Here is a 19,264-nt window from a genome sequence, read left to right as displayed (position 1 = left end):
ACATGGCGGACGAATTTCCGAAATAGAAGAATTACATTTTAACGGATAAAATCCGTGTTACCGGATTTCAGGCGTCCTGGACCACCAGAAACACCCGTGCAGCACCCTCTTTGGCGGCAATACGATGCGGGACATCGGCGGCGTATCGTGCTGTATCGCCAGCAGACAGAACAGTTGTGCTGTCACCACTGGTGACGCCGACACTGCCGTCAATCACGGTCAGATGTTCACGCGCGCCCCGGGTATGCGGCTGACTGTCGAGTTCTCCGCCGGCCTCGAATGCAACTTCGTACACCTCGTGTTTACCCGCTTCTTCGGGCGGCGACAGAATCCGGATCCGGCACCCTGAACCAAGATTATCAATCGTCGGAACGTCACTGGCACGCAGGGTTTCGATCTGCGGTGCAGCTGCCGCACCATCCAGCAGACCAGCAAAATCCACCTGCAGCGCGCGCGTCAGGTTCCACAGCGTTGCGATGGTCGGGCTGCTTTCTCCGCGCTCAATCTGGCTGACCATGGAACGTGAAACGCCCGACAGTTTCGCAACAGCATCAAGGGACAGGCCCTGCGCACGCCGGGCTTCCTTAAGGCGGGCGGGCAGGTGGGAGAGAATAGCATCAGCTGAATCCGTCATATCAGCGGTTTCGCCGATATGGCGGAAACTGTCAACGCAGGCCTGACGGCACGTCGCGGCTGACAAGCCAGACCGCTTCGACCATAGTCGCCACGTCAGCGGATGGAGAGCACTATGACCAGCGAGATCGTAATTCTGGACGGCGCGCGTACGGCGATCGGAACATTTGGCGGGTCGCTCGCCGGAACCACACCAATTGATCTGGGCACCGTAGCGACCAAAGCTGCACTGGAGCGGTCCGGTGTCGAGGGCGCGCAGATCGGGCATGTCGCCTTTGGTCATGTGATCAACACAGAGCCCCGCGACATGTATCTCAGCCGCGTGGCCGCCATCGGGGCCGGTATCCCCGACACAACACCCGCGATGAACGTGAACCGCCTCTGCGGTTCCGGCGCCCAGGCCATCGTTTCTGTGATCCAGTCGCTGATGCTGGGTGATGCCGAATTCGGGCTGGCTGGTGGCGCTGAAAACATGTCCCGCTCGCCCTTCATCATGCCGCAGCAGCGCTGGGGTGCGAAAATGGGTGACGTCAAAAGTCTGGATATGATGTTGGGGGCGCTGAACTGCCCGTTTGGTACGGGCCACATGGGCGTCACTGCCGAGAATGTCGCCGCCGAGCACGGGATCAGCCGCGCGGATCAGGATGCCTTTGCCCTGCAAAGCCAGGAACGCGCGGCTCATGCCATTGAAGCCGGATACTTTGACAGTCAGATCACGCCGGTCGAAGTGCGCGTTAAGCGTGACATGGTCCCCTTCATCACCGATGAACACCCCAAGGCGACAACAGCACAGGCGCTCGCAGGTCTCCGCCCGGTATTTCAGAAAGACGGGTCCGTCACGGCCGGAAACGCCAGCGGCATCAACGATGGCGCGGCAGCACTGGTGCTGGCAACGGCAGACGCCGCAGAAAAACAGGGGCTGACTCCCAGAGCGCGTGTCGTGGGATATGCCCATGCAGGTGTCCGGCCAGAGGTTATGGGCATCGGCCCGATCCCTGCGGTCGAAAAACTGATGCAGAAAATCGGGCTGAGCGCGGGCGACTTCGACGTGGTCGAAAGCAATGAAGCTTTCGCGGCGCAGGCCCTCGCGGTGTCCGGCGCACTGGGTTTCGATCCCGCGCGCGTGAACCCCAACGGCGGGGCCATTGCGCTGGGGCATCCCGTTGGGGCGACGGGCGCAATCATCACGATCAAAGCACTTTATGAACTGGAGCGCACAGGTGGCAAACGCGGCCTGATCACCATGTGTATCGGTGGCGGTCAGGGCATTGCAATTGCCATCGAGCGGCTCTGACCCGGGTCAGAAAAACAGGTAATCCAGCACTGACAGGGTCACCGCGCCGGAAATACCGATCATCACGCCCAGCACCGCTGCGCCTGCCAGCCAGCGCAGGGTGCTGCTGCGTTTTGCCGGCGGCTCCGGGTTGCCCTGACGGATCAGCGCGCCTTCAACCAGGGCCGGCAGGCGCGGTCCGAAACGGCCCAGGACACGGGCCGTTTTCGCAATGTCCGTCAGAACCGCCTTCGGGCCGATCGCTTTGGAGATATAGTCCGACACGATGGGCCGCGCGACTTCCCAGATGTTGATCTGCGGGTTCAGCGACCGCGCCACGCCCTCGACCACAACCATCGTCCGCTGCAGCAGAATGAGTTCGGTGCGGGTTTCCATGCCGAACCGTTCCGTTACCTCAAACAGGTAACTCAGCAGACGACCCATTGAGATCTTGGTGGCGTCCATGCCGAAAATCGGCTCACCCACCGCCCGCAGGGCGCGGGCAAATTCATCCACGTCCTTGTCGGCGGGCACATACCCGGCCTCAAAATGGACTTCAGCCACACGTTTGTAATCGCGCCGGATGAACCCATAGAGGATCTCGGCGTAAACACGGCGGGTATATTCGTCGATATGCCCCATGATCCCGAAATCATAGGCAACGATGTTCCCGTTCGGGGCGACCTTCAGGTTGCCCTGGTGCATATCCGCGTGAAAATAGCCGTCCCGCAGCGCATGGTTCAGGAACAGCTGCAGCACTCGGTCACCAAGAACCACACGGTCGTGGCCGGCGGCATCAATCGCGTCGTTGTCACCCATCGGCGCGCCACCCGCCCAGCCAAGTGTCATGACCCGGCGGGCTGAAAACTCCCATTTCACCTGTGGAAGCTGAAACCCTTCGTCGCCTTTGGTATTCGCCGCAAATTCGGCGGCAGACGCAGATTCAAGCCGAAGATCCAGTTCGCCCTGCACCACGCCGTCAAAGTGTTCGATCACCTCAATCGGGCGCAGCCTGCGCGACCCGGGCGAGAAAAAATCCACGACCGTTGCCGCCAGATAAAAGGCGTCGATATCCTTGCGGAAGGCCCGCTCGATCCCCGGGCGCAGAACCTTGACTGCGACCTCCTCACCATTTGAGGCAAGCGTCGCCTTATGCACCTGCGCAATAGAGGCGGCAGCCACGGGTTCGCTGAAATCGGTGAACACCTGATCCACCGGCACGCCCAGCTCGCGCTGCACTTCGGCCTTTGCTTCCTGCACGGAAAATGGTGGCAGTTTGTCCTGCAGCACCCGCAGCTGCAGCGCCATTTCATCGCCGACCACGTCGGGCCGTGTCGACAGAATCTGCCCGAACTTGATGTATGCCGGGCCCAGCGCCGTCAGCGCGCGGGTCACCGGCGGCATGCTGGTGTCACCGCGATAGCCCAGAAAAGTGAATGGCATCGCCAGCGTACGCGCGACGATCCGCACGGGTGCGGGCGCTTCGAAGGCATCCAGAACGGCCTTCATGGCGCCGGTCCGCTGAAAAGTGGCACCGGTGCGGATCAGCCGCCAGATATTGTGAGGGCCGCGCATGGCTCAGATTTTCCAGCCGGAATGCAGACAGGCGACACCCATCGTCAGATTGCGGTACTTCGCATTCTCAAAGCCTGCGTTCCGCACCATCTGCAGAAACGTCTCCTGATCCGGGAAACGCCGGATCGACTCCACCAGGTACTGATAGCTGTCCCGGTCCCCTGCAATCGCCTGCCCCATGCGTGGAATTACATTGAAACTGTAAAGGTCATAAGCCTTCTGCATCGCAGGGTTGGGCAGCTGACTGAACTCCAGCACCATCAGGCGGCCGCCCGGTTTCAGGACACGGAACGCCTCGTTCAGTGCTTCCTGCGGACGCGTCACGTTCCGGATGCCGAACGAGATTGTGTAGACGTCAAAAGTGTTGTCGGCGAACGGCAGCGCCATGGCATCGCCGGTCACCCAGTCGAGCTGATCAGCCATCTGATCCGCTTCGGCGCGTTTGCGCCCTTCGACCAGCATGGATTCGGTCAGATCCAGTACGGTTGCATGCCCGTGGCCTGCACGTTTCAGAAACCGGAACGAAATATCGCCAGTGCCGCCCGCAACATCCAGCAGCTTCTGGCCCGCGCGCGGTGCCAGCCAGTCCATCATCGCATCCTTCCAGAGACGATGCACACCGCCCGACATAACGTCGTTCATTATGTCGTATTTGCTGGCAACCGAGGAAAAGACCCCTTGCACCAGACCCGCCTTGTCGCCTTCGGCCACGGTCTCATATCCGAAATGCGTGGTTTTATTGTCTTCTTCGGTCATCGGGCCTTGTCACCTATGGGTTTCGACCTTGTTATAGGCCTCAGATGGCCGGGCACAATGCGGCCCTTTGGCAACACCGGAACCGGAGCGCAATGCAGCAGGTACAGCAGACTACAGTGAGAGAGGCCCGTCTCGCGGGATGGGGCAGAACGCTCCAGCTTCTGCTGGATGCGGGATTTGCGGCGCTGATCGCGGCTGTCATCATCTGGAGTCCTCCGGCGTTTCTGGCGTCTCCTGTTGTTTGGGGTGTTCTGGGCCTGATGATCGTGGTTGCGGTTTACAATCCGGTGTCCCGTTTCCGGGCCGGTCTGATCTGGAACGAAGAGGGCATCCGTCACAAAGGCATCTGGCGCAACGGCCCCCTGTGCCGCTGGCAGGATCTGACGGAAATCCGGCGCAACAGTCATAAACGGGCGGCCATCCTGCATTTTGGTATGATCCGGCGTGTGACCGTGCGCTGGAGCTTTGACGCCTACCGCGAGATTGCTGATCTTGCCGAACGAAAGCTGAAAGAGAATGCCTGAACTGCCCGAAGTAGAAACGGTGCGTCGTGGTCTGACCCCGGCGATGGAGGGCGCGGTGATCGCTCAGGCGGACGTGAACCGACCCGACCTGCGCTGGCCCTTTCCGGAACGCATGGCCGAACGGCTGACCGGCGCGCAGGTGCTGCGGCTGCGCCGGCGGTCGAAATACATCCTCGCCGACCTCGATACAGGCGAAACCCTTCTGATCCATCTGGGCATGTCGGGCCGTATGCTGGTCTCGGGCGACCCGCTGGGTCAGTTTGTGCACGATCATCCTGCACCGGAAAAACACGACCACGTGGTATTCCACATGGACAACGGTGCGCGCATCACCTTCAACGACCCACGGCGGTTCGGGGCGATGGACCTGATGCAGACGGCGGGCGCGGAAACTCACAAGCTGCTGGCGGTGCTGGGACCGGAACCGCTGGGCAACGATTTCCATGAATCACATCTGATCGACGCCTTCCGCGGGCGAATGACTCCGGTGAAATCAGCGCTGCTGGACCAGAAAATTGTCAGTGGTCTGGGCAATATCTATGTCTGCGAGGCCCTATACCGGGCAAAAATTCACCCCAAAAGAAAAGCGGGGCGCATTTCTGAACCCAGGGTTGCAGCGCTTGTGCCGATCATCCGGCAGGTGTTGGCGGACGCGATAGAGGCGGGCGGGTCCTCGCTGCGTGATTTCCGGCAAGCCGATGGAGAGCTTGGATATTTTCAGCACAGCTTTGATGTCTACGGCCGCGAGAACGAGCCCTGTCGCACCCCGGCCTGCCCCGGCGTCATCGGGCGAATCGTCCAGTCGGGACGCTCATCTTTCTACTGCGCGCAATGCCAAAGATAACTTGAAGTGCGCAGGCCGCGTGGTATTGACTGCAATTTCCACGCAACTGAACGAGAGCTTTCTGCATGGCCTACGAGACGATCATCGTTGATGTCGATAACCACGTCGCCCTGATCACACTGAACCGGCCCGATGCGCTCAATGCGCTCAACGACCAGCTGCTGGGAGAGCTGGCAGATGCTCTGTCCGCTGCACAGGACAACGAGAAAGTCCGCTGCATTATCGTGACCGGATCCGATAAGGCATTTGCCGCCGGCGCCGATATTTCGATGATGAAGGACAAGTCCTTCGTGGATGCCTTTGCCGGGGATCTCTTCACGCCTGAAACCGAGCAGATCATGCGCGTGCGCAAACCGATCATCGCGGCCGTATCAGGCTATGCGCTGGGCGGTGGGTGCGAACTGGCCATGATGTGTGATTTCATCATCTGCTCGGACACCGCCAAGTTCGGTCAGCCGGAAATCAATCTGGGCGTGGTTGCGGGCCTCGGTGGGACACAGCGCCTGACCCGCGTGGTCGGCAAATCCAAAGCGATGGACATGAACCTCACGGGGCGCTTTATGGATGCCGAAGAAGCCGAGCGCGCAGGCCTCGTGTCGCGCGTCGTGCCCTGCAAAAAGCTTCTGGAAGAGGCGCAGAATGCAGCCCAGAAAATAGCAGAGAAATCCACGCTGTCTGTCATGGTCGTCAAAGAGGCCGTGAACCGCGCCTACGAGACCACGCTGCGTGAAGGTCTGCTGTTTGAGCGCCGCATGTTCCATTCGCTCTTTGCCACCGAAGACCAGCTCGAAGGCATGTCTGCCTTCCTTGAAAAACGCGAAGCTCAGTTCCGCGACAAGTAATACCGGGCAGTACGACGGGCGATTCTGTTCCCGCACTGTCCACGCCGAAAAACCATTCTTTCAGGAAATTCATGAAAAAAACTGCATTTGCCGTCCTTGCGGCACTCGCCCTTTCCGCCTGCACACCGGTCCCGGGTCCTCCACAGAATCAGGAAACTCTCCGGCAAACGCCGGTCACCGAGGACTTTGCAACCGGTCGTGTCAGCTGGCGCGCCGACCGTTCCGCCTTTCGCGGCGGACCCGCGTCCTACAATTATGCATACCGGGCCGTTGTCAGAGACGGTGAAATCGAAATTTGCGGCGCCGGAAGCTATTCGCGCAAGAACGATATCTCGGAAACCATGTCTGTGATGCGCGATGCGGTGGTCCTTCTGGACGGACAGGTCATCATGAAGGACATGCGGTTTTTCAACGACGTCGGACCCGCGACGGGCCTGTTGGGCAAGATGGCCAACTGCAAAAAAACCGGCGTCGACTTTCCGGGCGGGTCGCCGGAAATTATCGTCGGTACTTTCAGCAGAACAGTTCTGCGCTGACCTGGACGAACCGGTAACGCGGGACCTGACCAGTTTTTTGGGTTTCCAAACACTGCAGGTCCGGCTATAGACCGCGCCAGACATGCGCGTGCAGCCCGCTCAGGCTAGAATCACCTCAGGGACATCTTTGTCCGCCCGGGTCCTGCGTTGCGCAATACGACCGAAACAACGAACCCGAGAAAAGGTTTTTCACGCATGGCAAATTCGCCCCAGGCCAAAAAACGCGCCCGTCAGAACGAAGCCCGTTTTCAGATCAACAAAGCACGCCGCTCGCGCATCCGCACATACCTGCGCCGCGTCGAGGAAGCGATTGCTTCCGGTGACAAAGACGCGGCAACTGCTGCACTGCGCGCCGCACAGCCCGAACTGATGCGCGGCGTCACAAAAGGTGTTTTCCACAAAAACACAGCTGCCCGGAAAATGTCCCGTCTGTCTTCGCGGGTCAAAGCGCTGGGCTGAACCAGCTGCCAGCCGAGTCTCAAAAAGCGCCGTTTTTGCGGCGCTTTTTTTATATAAAAAAGGGCGTACACAGCCGCCGCAGAGATTCTTTTCTGAAAATTCAGAGTCAAGAATGAAGTTCAGTTGCCGTGCCGCTCACGAACTTGCTACCAGTATACAGCGATTCATTTCGCATTGGGGGGCGGGCCCTGAGATACCGCGGTGTTGCGACCGCAAACAGGTATCACGGGGACTGGGCACAGCATAAATGCCGTGCACTGTCTGCAAGCGCCAGGTACGGTCGTTTGCCCTGTCAAAATAAGAGGACGGCGAGTCCTGATCCGATGAGCAGCCCGGTCGAGGGTGTAAGGGTCAGACTCTCTTAATTCTAAAACGTCCGGCGGACCTCACCTGTTTCTTTGGGAACGGGACAGGAGAGATATGTTCGGATCTAACCGGAGAGCAGCCAAACATGGCGCTTCTCCCGAACGGGTAAAAAAGGAAAACGGGTCTAATATGACTGAAGAAATGTGGGGGCAGCTGAGGCAGCGGCTGCGTAAGACTGTAGGGCAGAACAACTACACGACATGGATTGAACCGATACGTTTCCGGTCCGCGGCAGACGGTATTGCGTTCTTTGATGTGCCCACGAATTTTCTCGGCAATTATGTGAACCAGAATTTCGCGGATGCGATCCTGCATGAGGTCAAAACGGCGGCACCCGACATCCGCCGCCTTAAGTTTGGTGTTCCCGCGGTGGCAACTGCGGTCGCAGAGGGACCCACAGCAGATACAACCTCTACAGCACCTGCCCCCCGTGCCGCTGCCAACCCCACGCTTGCTACTGCTCCGCTCGATACCCGTTTCACCTTTGACACCTTTGTGGTCGGCAAACCCAATGAGCTGGCACATGCTGCCGCCAAACGTGTGGCCGAGGGCGGCCCGGTTACCTTTAACCCGCTGTTTCTCTATGGCGGCGTGGGTCTTGGTAAAACGCACCTGATGCATGCGATTGCGCATGAACTGCGCCAGCGTAAACCGGGGATGAATGTGCTCTATCTGTCGGCCGAGCAGTTCATGTACCGTTTCGTTCAGGCCCTGCGCGACCGTAAGATGATGGATTTCAAGGAAATCTTCCGCTCTGTCGATGTCCTGATGGTGGATGATGTTCAGTTCATCGCCGGCAAGGGCAGCACACAGGAAGAATTCTTTCACACGTTCAATGCGCTGGTGGATCAGAACAAACAGATCATCATTTCAGGCGACCGCGCGCCGGGCGAGATCAAAGACATGGAAGAGCGTGTGAAATCGCGCCTGCAGTGTGGCCTGGTCGTCGACCTGCATCCGACAGATTACGAACTGCGGCTCGGCATTTTGCAGAGCAAGGTAGAACAGCAGCGCGAGACTTACCCGGACCTCGAAATCGACGAGGGTGTTCTGGAGTTCCTGGCGCACCGCATCTCGACAAACGTGCGGGTTCTTGAGGGCGCGCTGACACGCCTGTTTGCCTTTGCCTCGCTTGTGGGTCGCGAGATCAACATGGAGCTGACGCAGGATTGCCTGTCGGATGTTCTGCGGGCCTCCGAGCGTAAGATCACCGTCGAGGAGATCCAGCGCCGCGTCTCGGATCACTACAACATCCGGCTGAGCGACATGATCGGCCCCAAGCGTCTGCGCAGCTATGCGCGCCCACGTCAGGTGGCGATGTATCTGTGCAAGCGGATGACAAGCCGGTCGCTGCCGGAGATTGGCCGCCGTTTCGGCGGGCGGGACCACACCACCGTCATGCACGGTGTGAAGCGCATCGAAGAACTCAAGGTGCAGGACGGTCAGATCGCCGAGGACCTCGAACTGCTGCGCCGGGCGCTCGAAGAATAACTTTCTGCGGGCCTGCTGCTGCACCGGCATGCAGCAGGCCTTGACGCCCTGCCCGTATGCTGGGACTACTCCATAAAATGCTTGTTATGTCGGGCAAACCGGGTACTTTGCCTGTCCCGACTGTCGACCAGGAAGTAGCACCATGAAGATCAGCATCGAACGCGCAGCACTGCTCAAGGCCGTGTCCCAGGCACAGTCGGTTGTCGAGCGCCGCAATACCATTCCGATCCTTGCCAACGTGCTGATCGAAGCCGAAGGCAGCGATGTAACTTTCCGCGCGACAGATCTGGATATTGAGGTGGTCGACAAAGCCCCCGCACAGGTCGAGCGGGCCGGCGCCACAACCGTGGCTGCCACGACACTGCACGAGATCGTGCGCAAACTTCCCGACGGCGCGCTGGTTACGCTGACCGCTGACAGTGCCACCGGTCGCCTGACTGTTGAGGCAGGCCGCTCGAATTTCTCGCTGGCGACGCTGCCCAAAGAAGATTTCCCGGTGATGGCGTCTTCGGAATACGCCTCCAACTTCTCGGCTGCCGCCCCGGCGCTGCGCCGTCTGTTCGACAAATCCAAATTCGCCATCTCAACCGAAGAAACACGGTATTATCTGAATGGCGTCTATATGCATGTCTCTGACGCTGAAGGTGGCCAGGTTCTGCGCTGCGTCGCCACAGATGGTCACCGTCTGGCGCGTATCGATTCCGACCTGCCCGATGGCGCAGCGGAGATGCCCGGCGTGATCGTGCCGCGCAAAACAGTCGGTGAACTGCGCAAGCTGCTGGATGACGACGAAATGAAGATTGCGGTGTCGGTGTCCGAGACCAAGATCCGTTTTGCGACGCCGGATATCACACTGACGTCCAAGGTCATTGACGGCACGTTCCCGGATTACACGCGGGTCATTCCGCAGGGCAACACGCGCAAGCTGGAGGTGGATGCGGCCGACTTTGCCCAGGCAGTGGACCGTGTGGCCACTGTGAGTTCGGAGCGGTCGCGGGCGGTGAAACTGCAGCTGGACGAGGATCGCCTTGTTCTGTCGGTCAACGCTCCGGATTCCGGGGCCGCCGAGGAAGAGCTGGCCGTCGCCTATGGCGATGAACGCCTGGAGATCGGGTTCAACGCCAAATATCTTCTTGAGATTGCCAGCCAGGTAGATCGCGAGAATGCGGTGTTTCTGTTCAATTCATCGGGCGATCCGACGCTGATGCGCGAAGGCAATGATCAGACGGCTGTTTATGTTGTCATGCCGATGCGCGTGTAATTTTCCGCCTCCGGCGGGGATATTTTCAGCCAGAAGAAGGGGCGCGGCATGGCGCTTTGCCTGACAGCCCTGACCCTGTCGCATTTCCGGTCTCATAAAACAGCGCGGCTTGCGCTGGATGGCAGACCTGTTGCGCTTTTTGGTCCAAATGGCGCCGGCAAAACCAATATTCTTGAGGCAGTATCACTGTTTTCTCCCGGGCGTGGTCTGCGGCGGTCGAGCGCGCAGGATATGACGCGGCGACCGGAGGCACTGGGCTGGAAAACCAGTGCCGAACTGAGATCCCTGCACCAGATCCACGAAGTTGAAATCTGGTCCGAGGAAGGCGCTGCGCGTCAGGTGAAAATCGACGGCAAAAACGCGGCACAGGTGGCATTGGGGCGCATCGCGCGGGTGCTCTGGCTGATACCGTCGATGGACCGGCTCTGGATCGAGGGCGCTGAAGGCAGGCGGCGTTTTCTGGACCGGATGACCCTGAGCTTTGAGCCGGGGCATGCGGATGTGTCTCTGGTCTATGAAAAGGCGATGCGGGAGCGGAACCGGTTGCTGAAGGATATGGTCAGAGAACCTTCCTGGTACGCGGCGCTGGAAGCTCAGATGGCAGAGGCCGCCGTCAGTATCAGCGCGCACCGGGATGCGGCCCTGAAACAGTTGTCCGCGGCACAGGAGGGGGCGGCCACGGCCTTTCCGACCGCGGCACTGGAGCTTGTCTATGCGGAAACGGCCCCCCCTGCGTCGGCTGATGATCTGCGCACAATGCTGGCGGACAACAGAAGCCGCGACATGGCAGCCGGGCGGACCCTGACCGGCCCGCACAGAGCCGATCTGGTGGGCACATATGCCGCCAAGGGGGTGCCGGCCCGTGACTGTTCCACCGGTGAGCAGAAAGCGCTGCTGGTCTCGCTGATCCTCGCAAATGCCCGGGCGCTTGCTGGCAGTTTCGGCGCACCGCCTCTGTTGTTGCTGGACGAGGTGGCGGCCCATCTGGATCCGGAGCGGCGCGCCGCCCTTTATGATGAGATTGCAGCCCTGGGAGCCCAGGCCTGGATGACCGGGACCGAACGCAGCCTGTTCGATGCGATGGGCGACCGGGCGCAGTATTTTGAAGTCACCGAAGCCAGTGGCACATCGGAGATTGCGCCGCAGTGACAATCTCCATTTCAGATCTGTTCCTCTATGCGGGTGCGCTGGTGATCCTCTTTCTGACGCCCGGGCCGGTCTGGCTGGCCCTGATGGCACGGGCACTTTCGGGCGGCTTCAGCGCCGCGTGGCCGCTTGCGCTGGGTGTGGCCGTCGGAGACATCCTCTGGCCCCTTCTGGCGGTTCTGGGCATCTCGTGGATCCTGTCCGTCTTTGACACCTTTATGGTCGTCCTGCGCTGGATCGCCTGTGGCGTTTTCATCACGATGGGTATCCTGCTGATCAGACATGCGGGCCAGGCCATCAGTACAGACAGCCGCCTGACGCGCCCAGGCCTTTGGGCGGGCTTTATGGCGGGCATCATCGCCATCCTGGGCAATCCCAAAGCCGTGCTGTTCTATATGGGCGTGCTGCCGGGCTTTTTTGATCTGCGTGGTATTTCCTGGCTGGATGTCACCGCGATTATCGGAATGTCAGTTGCGGTCCCTTTGATCGGGAACATCATTCTGGCCGCCTGCGTGGGCAAAATCCGCAGCGGTATCACACGCCCGGAAACACTGCGCCGGATCAATATCTGGTCAGGCGCTGCACTGATCCTCGTTGGCCTGGTGATCCCGCTCACCTGAGCCAGGCGCGCAGGTAGTTGGTCAGCCTGTCCTGCGCCTGCGACGACGCGTGCAGAGCGCAGAACTGCAGCGACATCGCCTGGATCAGAAAAGCCTGAATGCCCTCGGCCTGCAGTTCAGCAGGCATAGCCTCACGCGGTTCGACCCATGTGACGAACAGTCGGAACTGCTGTTCGAAGCTGCGGGCAATAGGGCCGATGTCGCTGATACCGGCGGCACCGCTGTAGCGTAGGATCACATCAAATACATAGCGTTCCGAGGTCATGAAATGCACAAGCGGCGCGAGCGCTTCTGCCATCTCATCAGGCGTGCGGGGAATGGGGCCCGCCTCAATCCCGGAGAGAATACGCGCCATTTCCGCGCCCAGAAGCTGATCCATCAGCGCGTCCTTGTCGCGGAAGTGCGCAAAGAACGTTCCTTTGGCCACCCCTGCGCGCTGCACCACTTCTTCGACGCGCAGACCCTCGTAGCCTGAACGCGCGACAACGGCGCGTGCGGCTTCGGTGAGTTTCGCACGGGTTTTCAGGGTACGGGCCTGAACAGGTTTGTTCATACGCCCGTTCTGGCAGAGAAACTGACCGGGGTCAAATTTATATTGACCGTGGTCAGTTTTTTACCCAGAAAAATGACCACGGTCACTTTAATCCTCAGGAGTCTCTCATGACACCCAAACGCATCACTGTTCTCAACGGTCATCCGGGCGCTTCGTCCCTCTCGCATCTGTTCACGGAAACCTACGCTGCTGCCGCCAGACAGGCGGGACATGACGTGCGGCTGATCCATCTGGCAACGCTCGACTTCGACATGGATTTCGGAGAGGGCGGATTTCAGAGCTGGAAACCGCTGGAACCGCAGATCGAAGCCGTACTTGAAGACCTCGAGTGGGCCGATCACGTCGTCATGTCGGCGCCAATCTGGTGGGGCGGGCTGCCCGCCAAGCTCAAAGGGCTGCTGGACCGCATTCTGCTGCCAGGACGGACGTACGATACACGCAAATCGAACTGGCTGGGTGTACCAGCACCGCTGCTGACCGGTAAAACTGGACGGATCATCCTGACCTCAGACAGCCCGCGCTGGTTCATGCGGCTCGCCTATGGCAGCGCAATCCTGCGGCAGCTGACCGGTCAGATTTTCGGCTTTGTCGGCATCAGGCCCACCCGTTTTACCTACTTTGCCGGCGCCAGCGACCCCAAAGACGGACTAATCGACCGCTGGACCCGGGAGGTTCAGAAAATCGGTGCCCGGGGCGCCTGACCACGCCCGCGCGGCGGACGGGTTAACTCCTTTCGCCGCGTCGGAAATTCTTGTGTGGACTGCGTGACATTCCTGGCAAAAAATCGTATAAAATCAAAAAAATACAAAGGTGTGACCCGATGTCGGATACCGAGCAGACGCCACAGGAATACGGCGCCGATTCTATCAAAGTTCTCAAAGGCTTGGAAGCCGTCCGCAAACGGCCCGGTATGTATATCGGCGACACCGACGATGGCTCTGGTCTGCACCACATGGTGTACGAGGTCGTGGACAACGGCATCGACGAGGCGCTGGCGGGTCACGCGGACGCTGTGACGGTGACAATTCACGCGGATTCGTCCGTTTCCGTAAGCGATAACGGACGCGGCATTCCGGTGGGTATCCACGAGGAGGAAGGCGTTTCTGCAGCCGAGGTGATCATGACCCAGCTGCACGCCGGCGGCAAGTTCGACAGCAATTCCTATAAGGTGTCCGGCGGTCTGCACGGCGTGGGCGTGTCCGTTGTGAACGCGCTTTCAGACTGGCTGGAACTGCGTATCTGGCGCGAGGGCAAGGAACACATTGCGCGATTTGAGGGCGGCTTTACGACAAAGCACCTTGAGGTCGTGGGCGAAACCGACCGGACGGGCACCGAAGTCCGGTTTATGGCCTCAACCGATACGTTCTCAAATCTGGACTACTCGTTCGACACGCTCGAAAAGCGTCTGCGCGAACTGGCCTTCCTGAATTCCGGAGTCCGCATCATCCTGATCGACGAACGACCCGCTGAGCCTCTGAAGGCGGATCTCTATTACGAAGGCGGCGTGAAGGAATTCGTCAAATTCCTCGACCGGTCCAAATCGGCGGTGATGCCGGAACCGATCTTTATCTCGGGCGAGCGCGACGACATCGGCATTGAGGTCGCGATGTGGTGGAACGACAGCTATCACGAGAACGTCCTGCCCTTTACCAACAACATTCCTCAGCGGGACGGTGGCACGCATATGGCGGGGTTCCGTGGCGCGCTGACCCGCACGATCAACAATTATGCTCAATCCTCCGGCATTGCCCGCAAGGAAAAGGTCAGCTTCACCGGCGACGACGCGCGCGAGGGTCTGACCTGTGTGCTGTCCGTCAAAGTGCCCGATCCGAAGTTCAGCTCCCAGACCAAAGACAAACTCGTCAGCTCCGAGGTACGCCCCGCAGTTGAGGGTCTGATGAACGAAAAACTGGCGGAATGGTTCGAGGAGAACCCCAACGAGGCCAAAATCGTTGTCAGCAAGATCATTGAAGCCGCCCATGCCCGTGAGGCCGCCCGCAAAGCGCGCGATCTGACCCGGCGCAAAACCGCGATGGATGTCAACTTCCTCGCGGGCAAGCTCAAGGACTGCTCTGAAAAAGACCCTGCCAAAACGGAAGTATTCCTCGTCGAGGGGGACAGCGCCGGTGGTTCTGCTCAGACCGGGCGCGACCGTCAGACCCAGGCGATCCTGCCGCTCAAAGGTAAGATCCTGAACGTCGAACGGGCGCGTTTTGACCGGATGCTGGGCAGTCAGGAGATCGGCAACCTGGTCATGGCGCTCGGCACCGGCATCGGCCGGGACGAATTCAACATCGAAAAACTGCGCTACCACAAGATCGTCATCATGACGGACGCCGATGTGGACGGTGCGCACATCCGCACGCTGCTGCTGACGTTCTTTTACCGGCAGATGCCGGAGCTTATTGAACAGGGGCATCTCTATATCGCCCAGCCGCCGCTCTATAAGGTGTCGCGTGGCAAGTCCGAGGTGTACCTCAAGGACGAAACCGCGATGGAGGAATACCTGATCCAGCAGGGCATCGACGGGGCCATTCTGCGACAGGGCAACGGCGAGGAAATCACCGGCGCCGATCTGGCCCGCGTGGTAGAGCTCGCGCGTCAGATGCGGCGCGTGCTGGATGCCTTCCCGACACATTACCCCCGCCACATTCTGGAACAGGCCGCCATCGCAGGGGCATTTGCACCTGGTGTGGTGGACGCTGATCTTCAGGGCACCGCCGACAAGGTCGCGGCGCGTCTGAACCTCATTGCCGAGGAATATGAGCGCGGATGGCAGGGCCGTATCACCCAGGATCATGGCATCCGCCTGGCGCGCATCCTGCGCGGCGTCGAAGAAGTGCGCACGCTGGACGGGCGCATCCTGCGCGGCGGCGAGGCGCGCAAGACCGGCAGCTTCACGCAGAGCCTGCAGGACGTCTACAATCTGCCTGCCACGCTGGTGCGCAAAGACAGAATGCAGATGATTTTCGGGCCGCTGGACCTGCTGAACGCGATTCTGGAAGAGGGCGAAAAAGGGCTGTCTCTTCAACGCTACAAGGGTCTGGGCGAAATGAACCCGGATCAGCTGTGGGAAACGACGCTGGACCCGGATGCCCGCACGCTGCTGCAGGTGCGTGTCGAGGATATGGCCGAGGCCGATGATCTCTTCACCAAGCTGATGGGAGACGTTGTGGAGCCGCGGCGCGAATTCATCCAGCAGAATGCGCTGAGCGTGGAAAACCTCGACTTCTGATCCGGGGTCCATCCCTGACGGTATCGTAAACGCATCGTTAATCCGCGGTGCGCGCGCCTAAATCATGCGAAAGGCTTTTGGATCAGGTTGTGCGGGTCATTCAATACGCACGGGATCCCACATGGCCGATACTTCCAGCAGTCTCTCGCTCCCTTTCATCATGCCCAATCAGGCGCAGAAACACGTCACGCATAATGAAGCGCTGCGTATTCTCGATGTTGTCACGCAACTGGGCGTCATTTCGGACGATCTGACCACACCACCCGCAGGGGCCGCAGCAGGGGCCCGCTATATCGTCGGTGACGCTGCGACCGGCGATTGGACAGGTCGCGACGGCGAGGTCGCATTGTTCGAAGATGGTGCCTGGCGGTTCTTTGTGCCCCGCGCGGGCTGGCGCGCCTGGGTCACAGCGCGCGAAACCCTGCTGGTGCATGATGGCTCCGAATGGATCGATCTCGACAGCGCAGAACTGCAGGACATCGAGGCCTTTGGCCTTGGCATGACCACCCTGCCCGGCACCCCGTTTTCCGCGAAAATCAACGCGGCGGTCTGGACGGCGCTTTATGCCGCTGATGCGGGCAATGGCAGCTTTGTTTCGACCCTGAATAAGGAGAATACCGCCGATGATCTTGGATTTATCTTCCAGCAGGACTTCCAGACACGGGGGCTTTTTGGCCTTTTTGGCAGCGACAATCTTCGCCTGTCCACCACGCCTGATGGCACGACTTTTTTTGACGGGCTGAGCGTTGACGTCGGCACCGGTGTTGTCGACCAGCCGAATCTGCCCAGGTTCAAGGGCACGACCAATTTTGACAATTATTGCGCTGCGGACACCTGGATCACGGTGGCCATCAACGACACTGAATATAACGATCAGAATGTCTTTGACGCGGGCACCAGCAGTTTCACCGCACCGGTTGCCGGCACCTATGTGTTTGGCGCCGGCCTGACGTTCCGCGAGAACACAAGCGCGCTCGTCAGTATTGGTGGCCGGCTGCTGCGCAACGGAACTGACGAAATCTCCGGCTCGCGCGGAGAGATCACAGGGCCCCACGTGACGGAACGAACATCGCTCAACATTCACGCCATGGCTTCGCTGGCGGCAGGCGACACTGTCGAGCTTCAGGGGCGTGTACGGGCACTGGATGGGTATTTCCTGGCCGATCGTACAGCGTTCTGGGGCTACAAAGTCGGCTGACATCCCGTGACAGTCCGCTCTGGTCCTGTAGAAGGGCTTTATGAAGACGGACACACTGATCATCGGGGCCGGGCTTGCCGGTCTGCACCTTGCGCATACCCAAGAACAGCGCGGCCGCGATGTCCTGCTGTGCGAAGCAGCAGACGGCGTTGGCGGCCGCGTCAGGACACAACAGATCGGCGGTATTCCCGTCGATCTGGGGCCTGCCTGGATCTGGCCGGATCAACCGCGTATCGCTGCACTGGCCGACGCGCTTGGGCTGACTGTTTTCGATCAGTTCAGCACTGGCGCAGGCCTTTGGCAGACCGGTAATGGTGACGTACACCGCAGCCCCGGCGCGGGATCTATGCGGGGGTCCTGGCGTATTGCCGGAGGGCTGGGCGGGATCACCAGACGCTTGGCTGATCGGCTGTCATCGGCGCGTTTGCTCCTCAACACCCCTGTACAGAGACTGATACAAACGGATGATGGAATTACGGCCACTACGCCGGACGGGGCCATAGAGGCACAGCACGTTGTGCTCGCCCTGCCCCCGCGCATTGCTCATGGCGGGATATCGTTTGAACCGGAACTTCCCCAGGCCGTCGCCGCAGAGATGCAGAACGTACCGACCTGGATGGCGGGCCACGCGAAATTCGTCGCCGTCTATGACCGGCCCTGGTGGCGCGAGGCGGGATTGTCAGGTGATGCCATCAGCCAGCGTGGTCCTCTGGCCGAAATCCATGATGCGTCTCCCCATGACGAAAGCGGATTTGCCCTGTTCGGCTTTGTCGGCACGCCGCCTGCAACGCGGGCCACGCATCGCGACGCGGTTATCTGTGAGGCCGTCAACCAGCTGGTCACGTTGTTCGGCCCCGAACTGGCGCAGCCAAAAGCGGTTCACATGGAAGACTGGGCCACAGATCCGCTGATCGCGACCATGGCTGATCATGATGGCCCGACCCACCATCCCGCTTATGGCACACCGGATGCGCTGCGCGACCTGTGGGGCGGCAGGCTGATATTCGCCTCATCCGAAATGGGGGATGAATATGGCGGTTTCCTTGAAGGTGCCCTCGTCGCAGCCGAACAGGCGGCCGCGCGCCTCGGCTGATCTCAGTCGTCCTGCCACTCCGGCATCGGCTCCTTGGCAATAAACGCGTCGATCCCCGCACGGGTGTCCCGCGCCATCATATTGTCCGCCATGGTCCTGCCCGCATAGGCATAGGCCTGCTCCAGCGGCATATCCGCCTGTTCATAAAATGCCCGTTTGCCGGTGCGCACCGCCACCGGTGCCTTGCTGACGATCTGCTGCGCCATCGCCATAGCCGCCGCATCCAGATCATCTGCCGGCACCACCCGGTTGATCAGGCCGATTTCTGCGGCCTTTTCCGCCGGCATAAAATCACCCAGCAGCAGCATTTCCATTGCCTGTTTGCGTGGCACGTTCCGTGACAGCGCGACCATCGGCGTCGAACAGAAGAGGCCGATATTGACACCCGACGTGGCAAACCGCGCATCCTCTGCCGCTACTGCCAGATCACAGGTCGCAACCAGCTGACATCCGGCGGCAGTCGCAATCCCCTGGACCTGCACGATCACGGGCTGGGGCAGGTTCACGATCGACAGCATCATCTTCGAACAACGGGCAAAGAGATCGTTGAAATAGGCTTCCCCACCATCCTCATCGCCCCGGCGCAGGGTCATTTCCTTTAGGTTATGTCCCGCACAGAAATGATTGCCGGCCGCCCGCAGGATCACTGCTTTGACCTCCCGGTTCACGGCCAGCCCGTCCCACGTCTCCTGCAGGGCGGCCAGGACATCCTCGGAAAGCGCATTCATGGCTTTTGGGTTGTTGATGGTGACCACGGCTATCCCGCGATCAATGGACAAAAGAACCGGTGCTTCCTGGTCGGACATAAATCGCCTCGTAAACCTTTGTGTTTCGCCAGAGACCATGGCACCGGTGTGGG

Annotated in this window: 19 protein-coding genes; 14 read left to right on the top strand and 5 right to left on the bottom strand. The window is 60.0% G+C overall.

All coding sequences use genetic code 11. The features are described from left to right. Positions 1 to 67: 67 nt before the first annotated feature. A complete protein-coding gene (locus tag AB4K19_RS17235) occupies positions 68 to 634 on the bottom strand; it encodes a helix-turn-helix domain-containing protein (protein ID WP_375229496.1) in 567 nt (188 codons plus the stop codon). A gap of 114 nt (positions 635 to 748) precedes the next feature. On the opposite strand from AB4K19_RS17235, the gene AB4K19_RS17230 reads away from it, so the two are divergent. After that, on the top strand, positions 749 to 1,927 hold the full coding sequence (locus AB4K19_RS17230; protein ID WP_375229495.1) for an acetyl-CoA C-acyltransferase family protein: 1,179 nt from the start codon (positions 749 to 751) through the stop codon (positions 1,925 to 1,927). A gap of 6 nt (positions 1,928 to 1,933) precedes the next feature. Here AB4K19_RS17230 and ubiB read toward each other — a convergent pair whose 3' ends face one another. Beyond that, positions 1,934 to 3,481, bottom strand: a complete 1,548-nt coding sequence (ubiB, locus tag AB4K19_RS17225; protein WP_375229494.1) for a 2-polyprenylphenol 6-hydroxylase — start codon at positions 3,479 to 3,481, stop codon at positions 1,934 to 1,936. A 3-nt stretch (positions 3,482 to 3,484) separates the two neighbouring features. Beyond that, positions 3,485 to 4,237 (bottom strand): bifunctional demethylmenaquinone methyltransferase/2-methoxy-6-polyprenyl-1,4-benzoquinol methylase UbiE, encoded by a 753-nt coding sequence (gene ubiE, locus AB4K19_RS17220; RefSeq protein ID WP_375229493.1) that lies wholly within the window; start codon positions 4,235 to 4,237, stop codon positions 3,485 to 3,487. A gap of 92 nt (positions 4,238 to 4,329) precedes the next feature. Between ubiE and AB4K19_RS17215 the strand changes: the two genes are divergently transcribed. From AB4K19_RS17215 to AB4K19_RS17175, 9 genes are all read left to right on the top strand, one after another. Continuing rightward, positions 4,330 to 4,761 (top strand): hypothetical protein, encoded by a 432-nt coding sequence (locus AB4K19_RS17215; protein ID WP_375229492.1) that lies wholly within the window; start codon positions 4,330 to 4,332, stop codon positions 4,759 to 4,761. Beyond that, complete coding sequence (gene mutM, locus AB4K19_RS17210) at positions 4,754 to 5,605, top strand: bifunctional DNA-formamidopyrimidine glycosylase/DNA-(apurinic or apyrimidinic site) lyase (RefSeq protein ID WP_375229491.1); 852 nt, start codon at positions 4,754 to 4,756, stop codon at positions 5,603 to 5,605. The genes AB4K19_RS17215 and mutM overlap by 8 nt, the downstream gene beginning before the upstream one ends. A gap of 65 nt (positions 5,606 to 5,670) precedes the next feature. Beyond that, positions 5,671 to 6,447, top strand: coding sequence for an enoyl-CoA hydratase (locus AB4K19_RS17205; RefSeq protein ID WP_375229490.1), 777 nt, complete (start codon positions 5,671 to 5,673; stop codon positions 6,445 to 6,447). Between the two features lie 71 nt (positions 6,448 to 6,518). Beyond that, the gene (locus AB4K19_RS17200) at positions 6,519 to 6,983 is read left to right on the top strand and encodes a hypothetical protein (protein WP_375229489.1); all 465 of its coding nucleotides are present in this window, start codon (positions 6,519 to 6,521) and stop codon (positions 6,981 to 6,983) included. 195 nt (positions 6,984 to 7,178) lie between these two features. Then, on the top strand, positions 7,179 to 7,442 hold the full coding sequence (gene rpsT, locus AB4K19_RS17195; RefSeq protein ID WP_300033136.1) for a 30S ribosomal protein S20: 264 nt from the start codon (positions 7,179 to 7,181) through the stop codon (positions 7,440 to 7,442). Positions 7,443 to 7,937: 495 nt separating this feature from the next. Continuing rightward, entirely contained in the window at positions 7,938 to 9,299 is a 1,362-nt protein-coding gene (gene dnaA / locus AB4K19_RS17190; RefSeq protein WP_375229488.1) for a chromosomal replication initiator protein DnaA, read from the top strand. A gap of 142 nt (positions 9,300 to 9,441) precedes the next feature. After that, entirely contained in the window at positions 9,442 to 10,560 is a 1,119-nt protein-coding gene (gene dnaN / locus AB4K19_RS17185) for a DNA polymerase III subunit beta (protein ID WP_436398419.1), read from the top strand. A 48-nt stretch (positions 10,561 to 10,608) separates the two neighbouring features. Further along, entirely contained in the window at positions 10,609 to 11,709 is a 1,101-nt protein-coding gene (gene recF / locus AB4K19_RS17180) for a DNA replication/repair protein RecF (RefSeq protein ID WP_375229487.1), read from the top strand. Continuing rightward, on the top strand, positions 11,706 to 12,326 hold the full coding sequence (locus tag AB4K19_RS17175) for a LysE family translocator (RefSeq protein ID WP_375229486.1): 621 nt from the start codon (positions 11,706 to 11,708) through the stop codon (positions 12,324 to 12,326). The genes recF and AB4K19_RS17175 overlap by 4 nt, the downstream gene beginning before the upstream one ends. Here the strand turns inward: AB4K19_RS17175 and AB4K19_RS17170 are convergent. Next, a complete protein-coding gene (locus tag AB4K19_RS17170) occupies positions 12,319 to 12,879 on the bottom strand; it encodes a TetR/AcrR family transcriptional regulator (RefSeq protein ID WP_375229485.1) in 561 nt (186 codons plus the stop codon). The genes AB4K19_RS17175 and AB4K19_RS17170 overlap by 8 nt on opposite strands. 107 nt (positions 12,880 to 12,986) lie before the next feature. Here AB4K19_RS17170 and AB4K19_RS17165 point away from each other — a divergent pair, with 107 nt between their 5' ends. The 4 genes from AB4K19_RS17165 to AB4K19_RS17150 all read left to right on the top strand — a co-directional run bounded on the left by AB4K19_RS17165 (position 12,987) and on the right by AB4K19_RS17150 (position 18,405). Beyond that, positions 12,987 to 13,580: an NAD(P)H-dependent oxidoreductase gene (locus tag AB4K19_RS17165; protein WP_375229484.1), complete on the top strand. Its 594-nt coding sequence runs from the start codon at positions 12,987 to 12,989 to the stop codon at positions 13,578 to 13,580. 119 nt (positions 13,581 to 13,699) lie between these two features. Beyond that, the gene (gene gyrB, locus AB4K19_RS17160) at positions 13,700 to 16,114 is read left to right on the top strand and encodes a DNA topoisomerase (ATP-hydrolyzing) subunit B (RefSeq protein ID WP_436398415.1); all 2,415 of its coding nucleotides are present in this window, start codon (positions 13,700 to 13,702) and stop codon (positions 16,112 to 16,114) included. A 121-nt stretch (positions 16,115 to 16,235) separates the two neighbouring features. Then, complete coding sequence (locus AB4K19_RS17155; RefSeq protein WP_436398413.1) at positions 16,236 to 17,312, top strand: DUF2793 domain-containing protein; 1,077 nt, start codon at positions 16,236 to 16,238, stop codon at positions 17,310 to 17,312. Between the two features lie 40 nt (positions 17,313 to 17,352). Further along, positions 17,353 to 18,405, top strand: a complete 1,053-nt coding sequence (locus AB4K19_RS17150) for a flavin monoamine oxidase family protein (protein WP_375229481.1) — start codon at positions 17,353 to 17,355, stop codon at positions 18,403 to 18,405. Between the two features lie 2 nt (positions 18,406 to 18,407). Here AB4K19_RS17150 and AB4K19_RS17145 read toward each other — a convergent pair whose 3' ends face one another. Next, on the bottom strand, positions 18,408 to 19,211 hold the full coding sequence (locus AB4K19_RS17145) for an enoyl-CoA hydratase (RefSeq protein WP_375229480.1): 804 nt from the start codon (positions 19,209 to 19,211) through the stop codon (positions 18,408 to 18,410). Positions 19,212 to 19,264: the final 53 nt, after the last annotated feature.

It is taken from the genome of Roseobacter phycocola (genome assembly GCF_042055075.2).
GTDB lineage: Bacteria > Pseudomonadota > Alphaproteobacteria > Rhodobacterales > Rhodobacteraceae > Roseobacter.
Note: the sequence above shows the minus strand (reverse complement) of the source record. Positions and strands in the feature narration are given on the sequence as shown.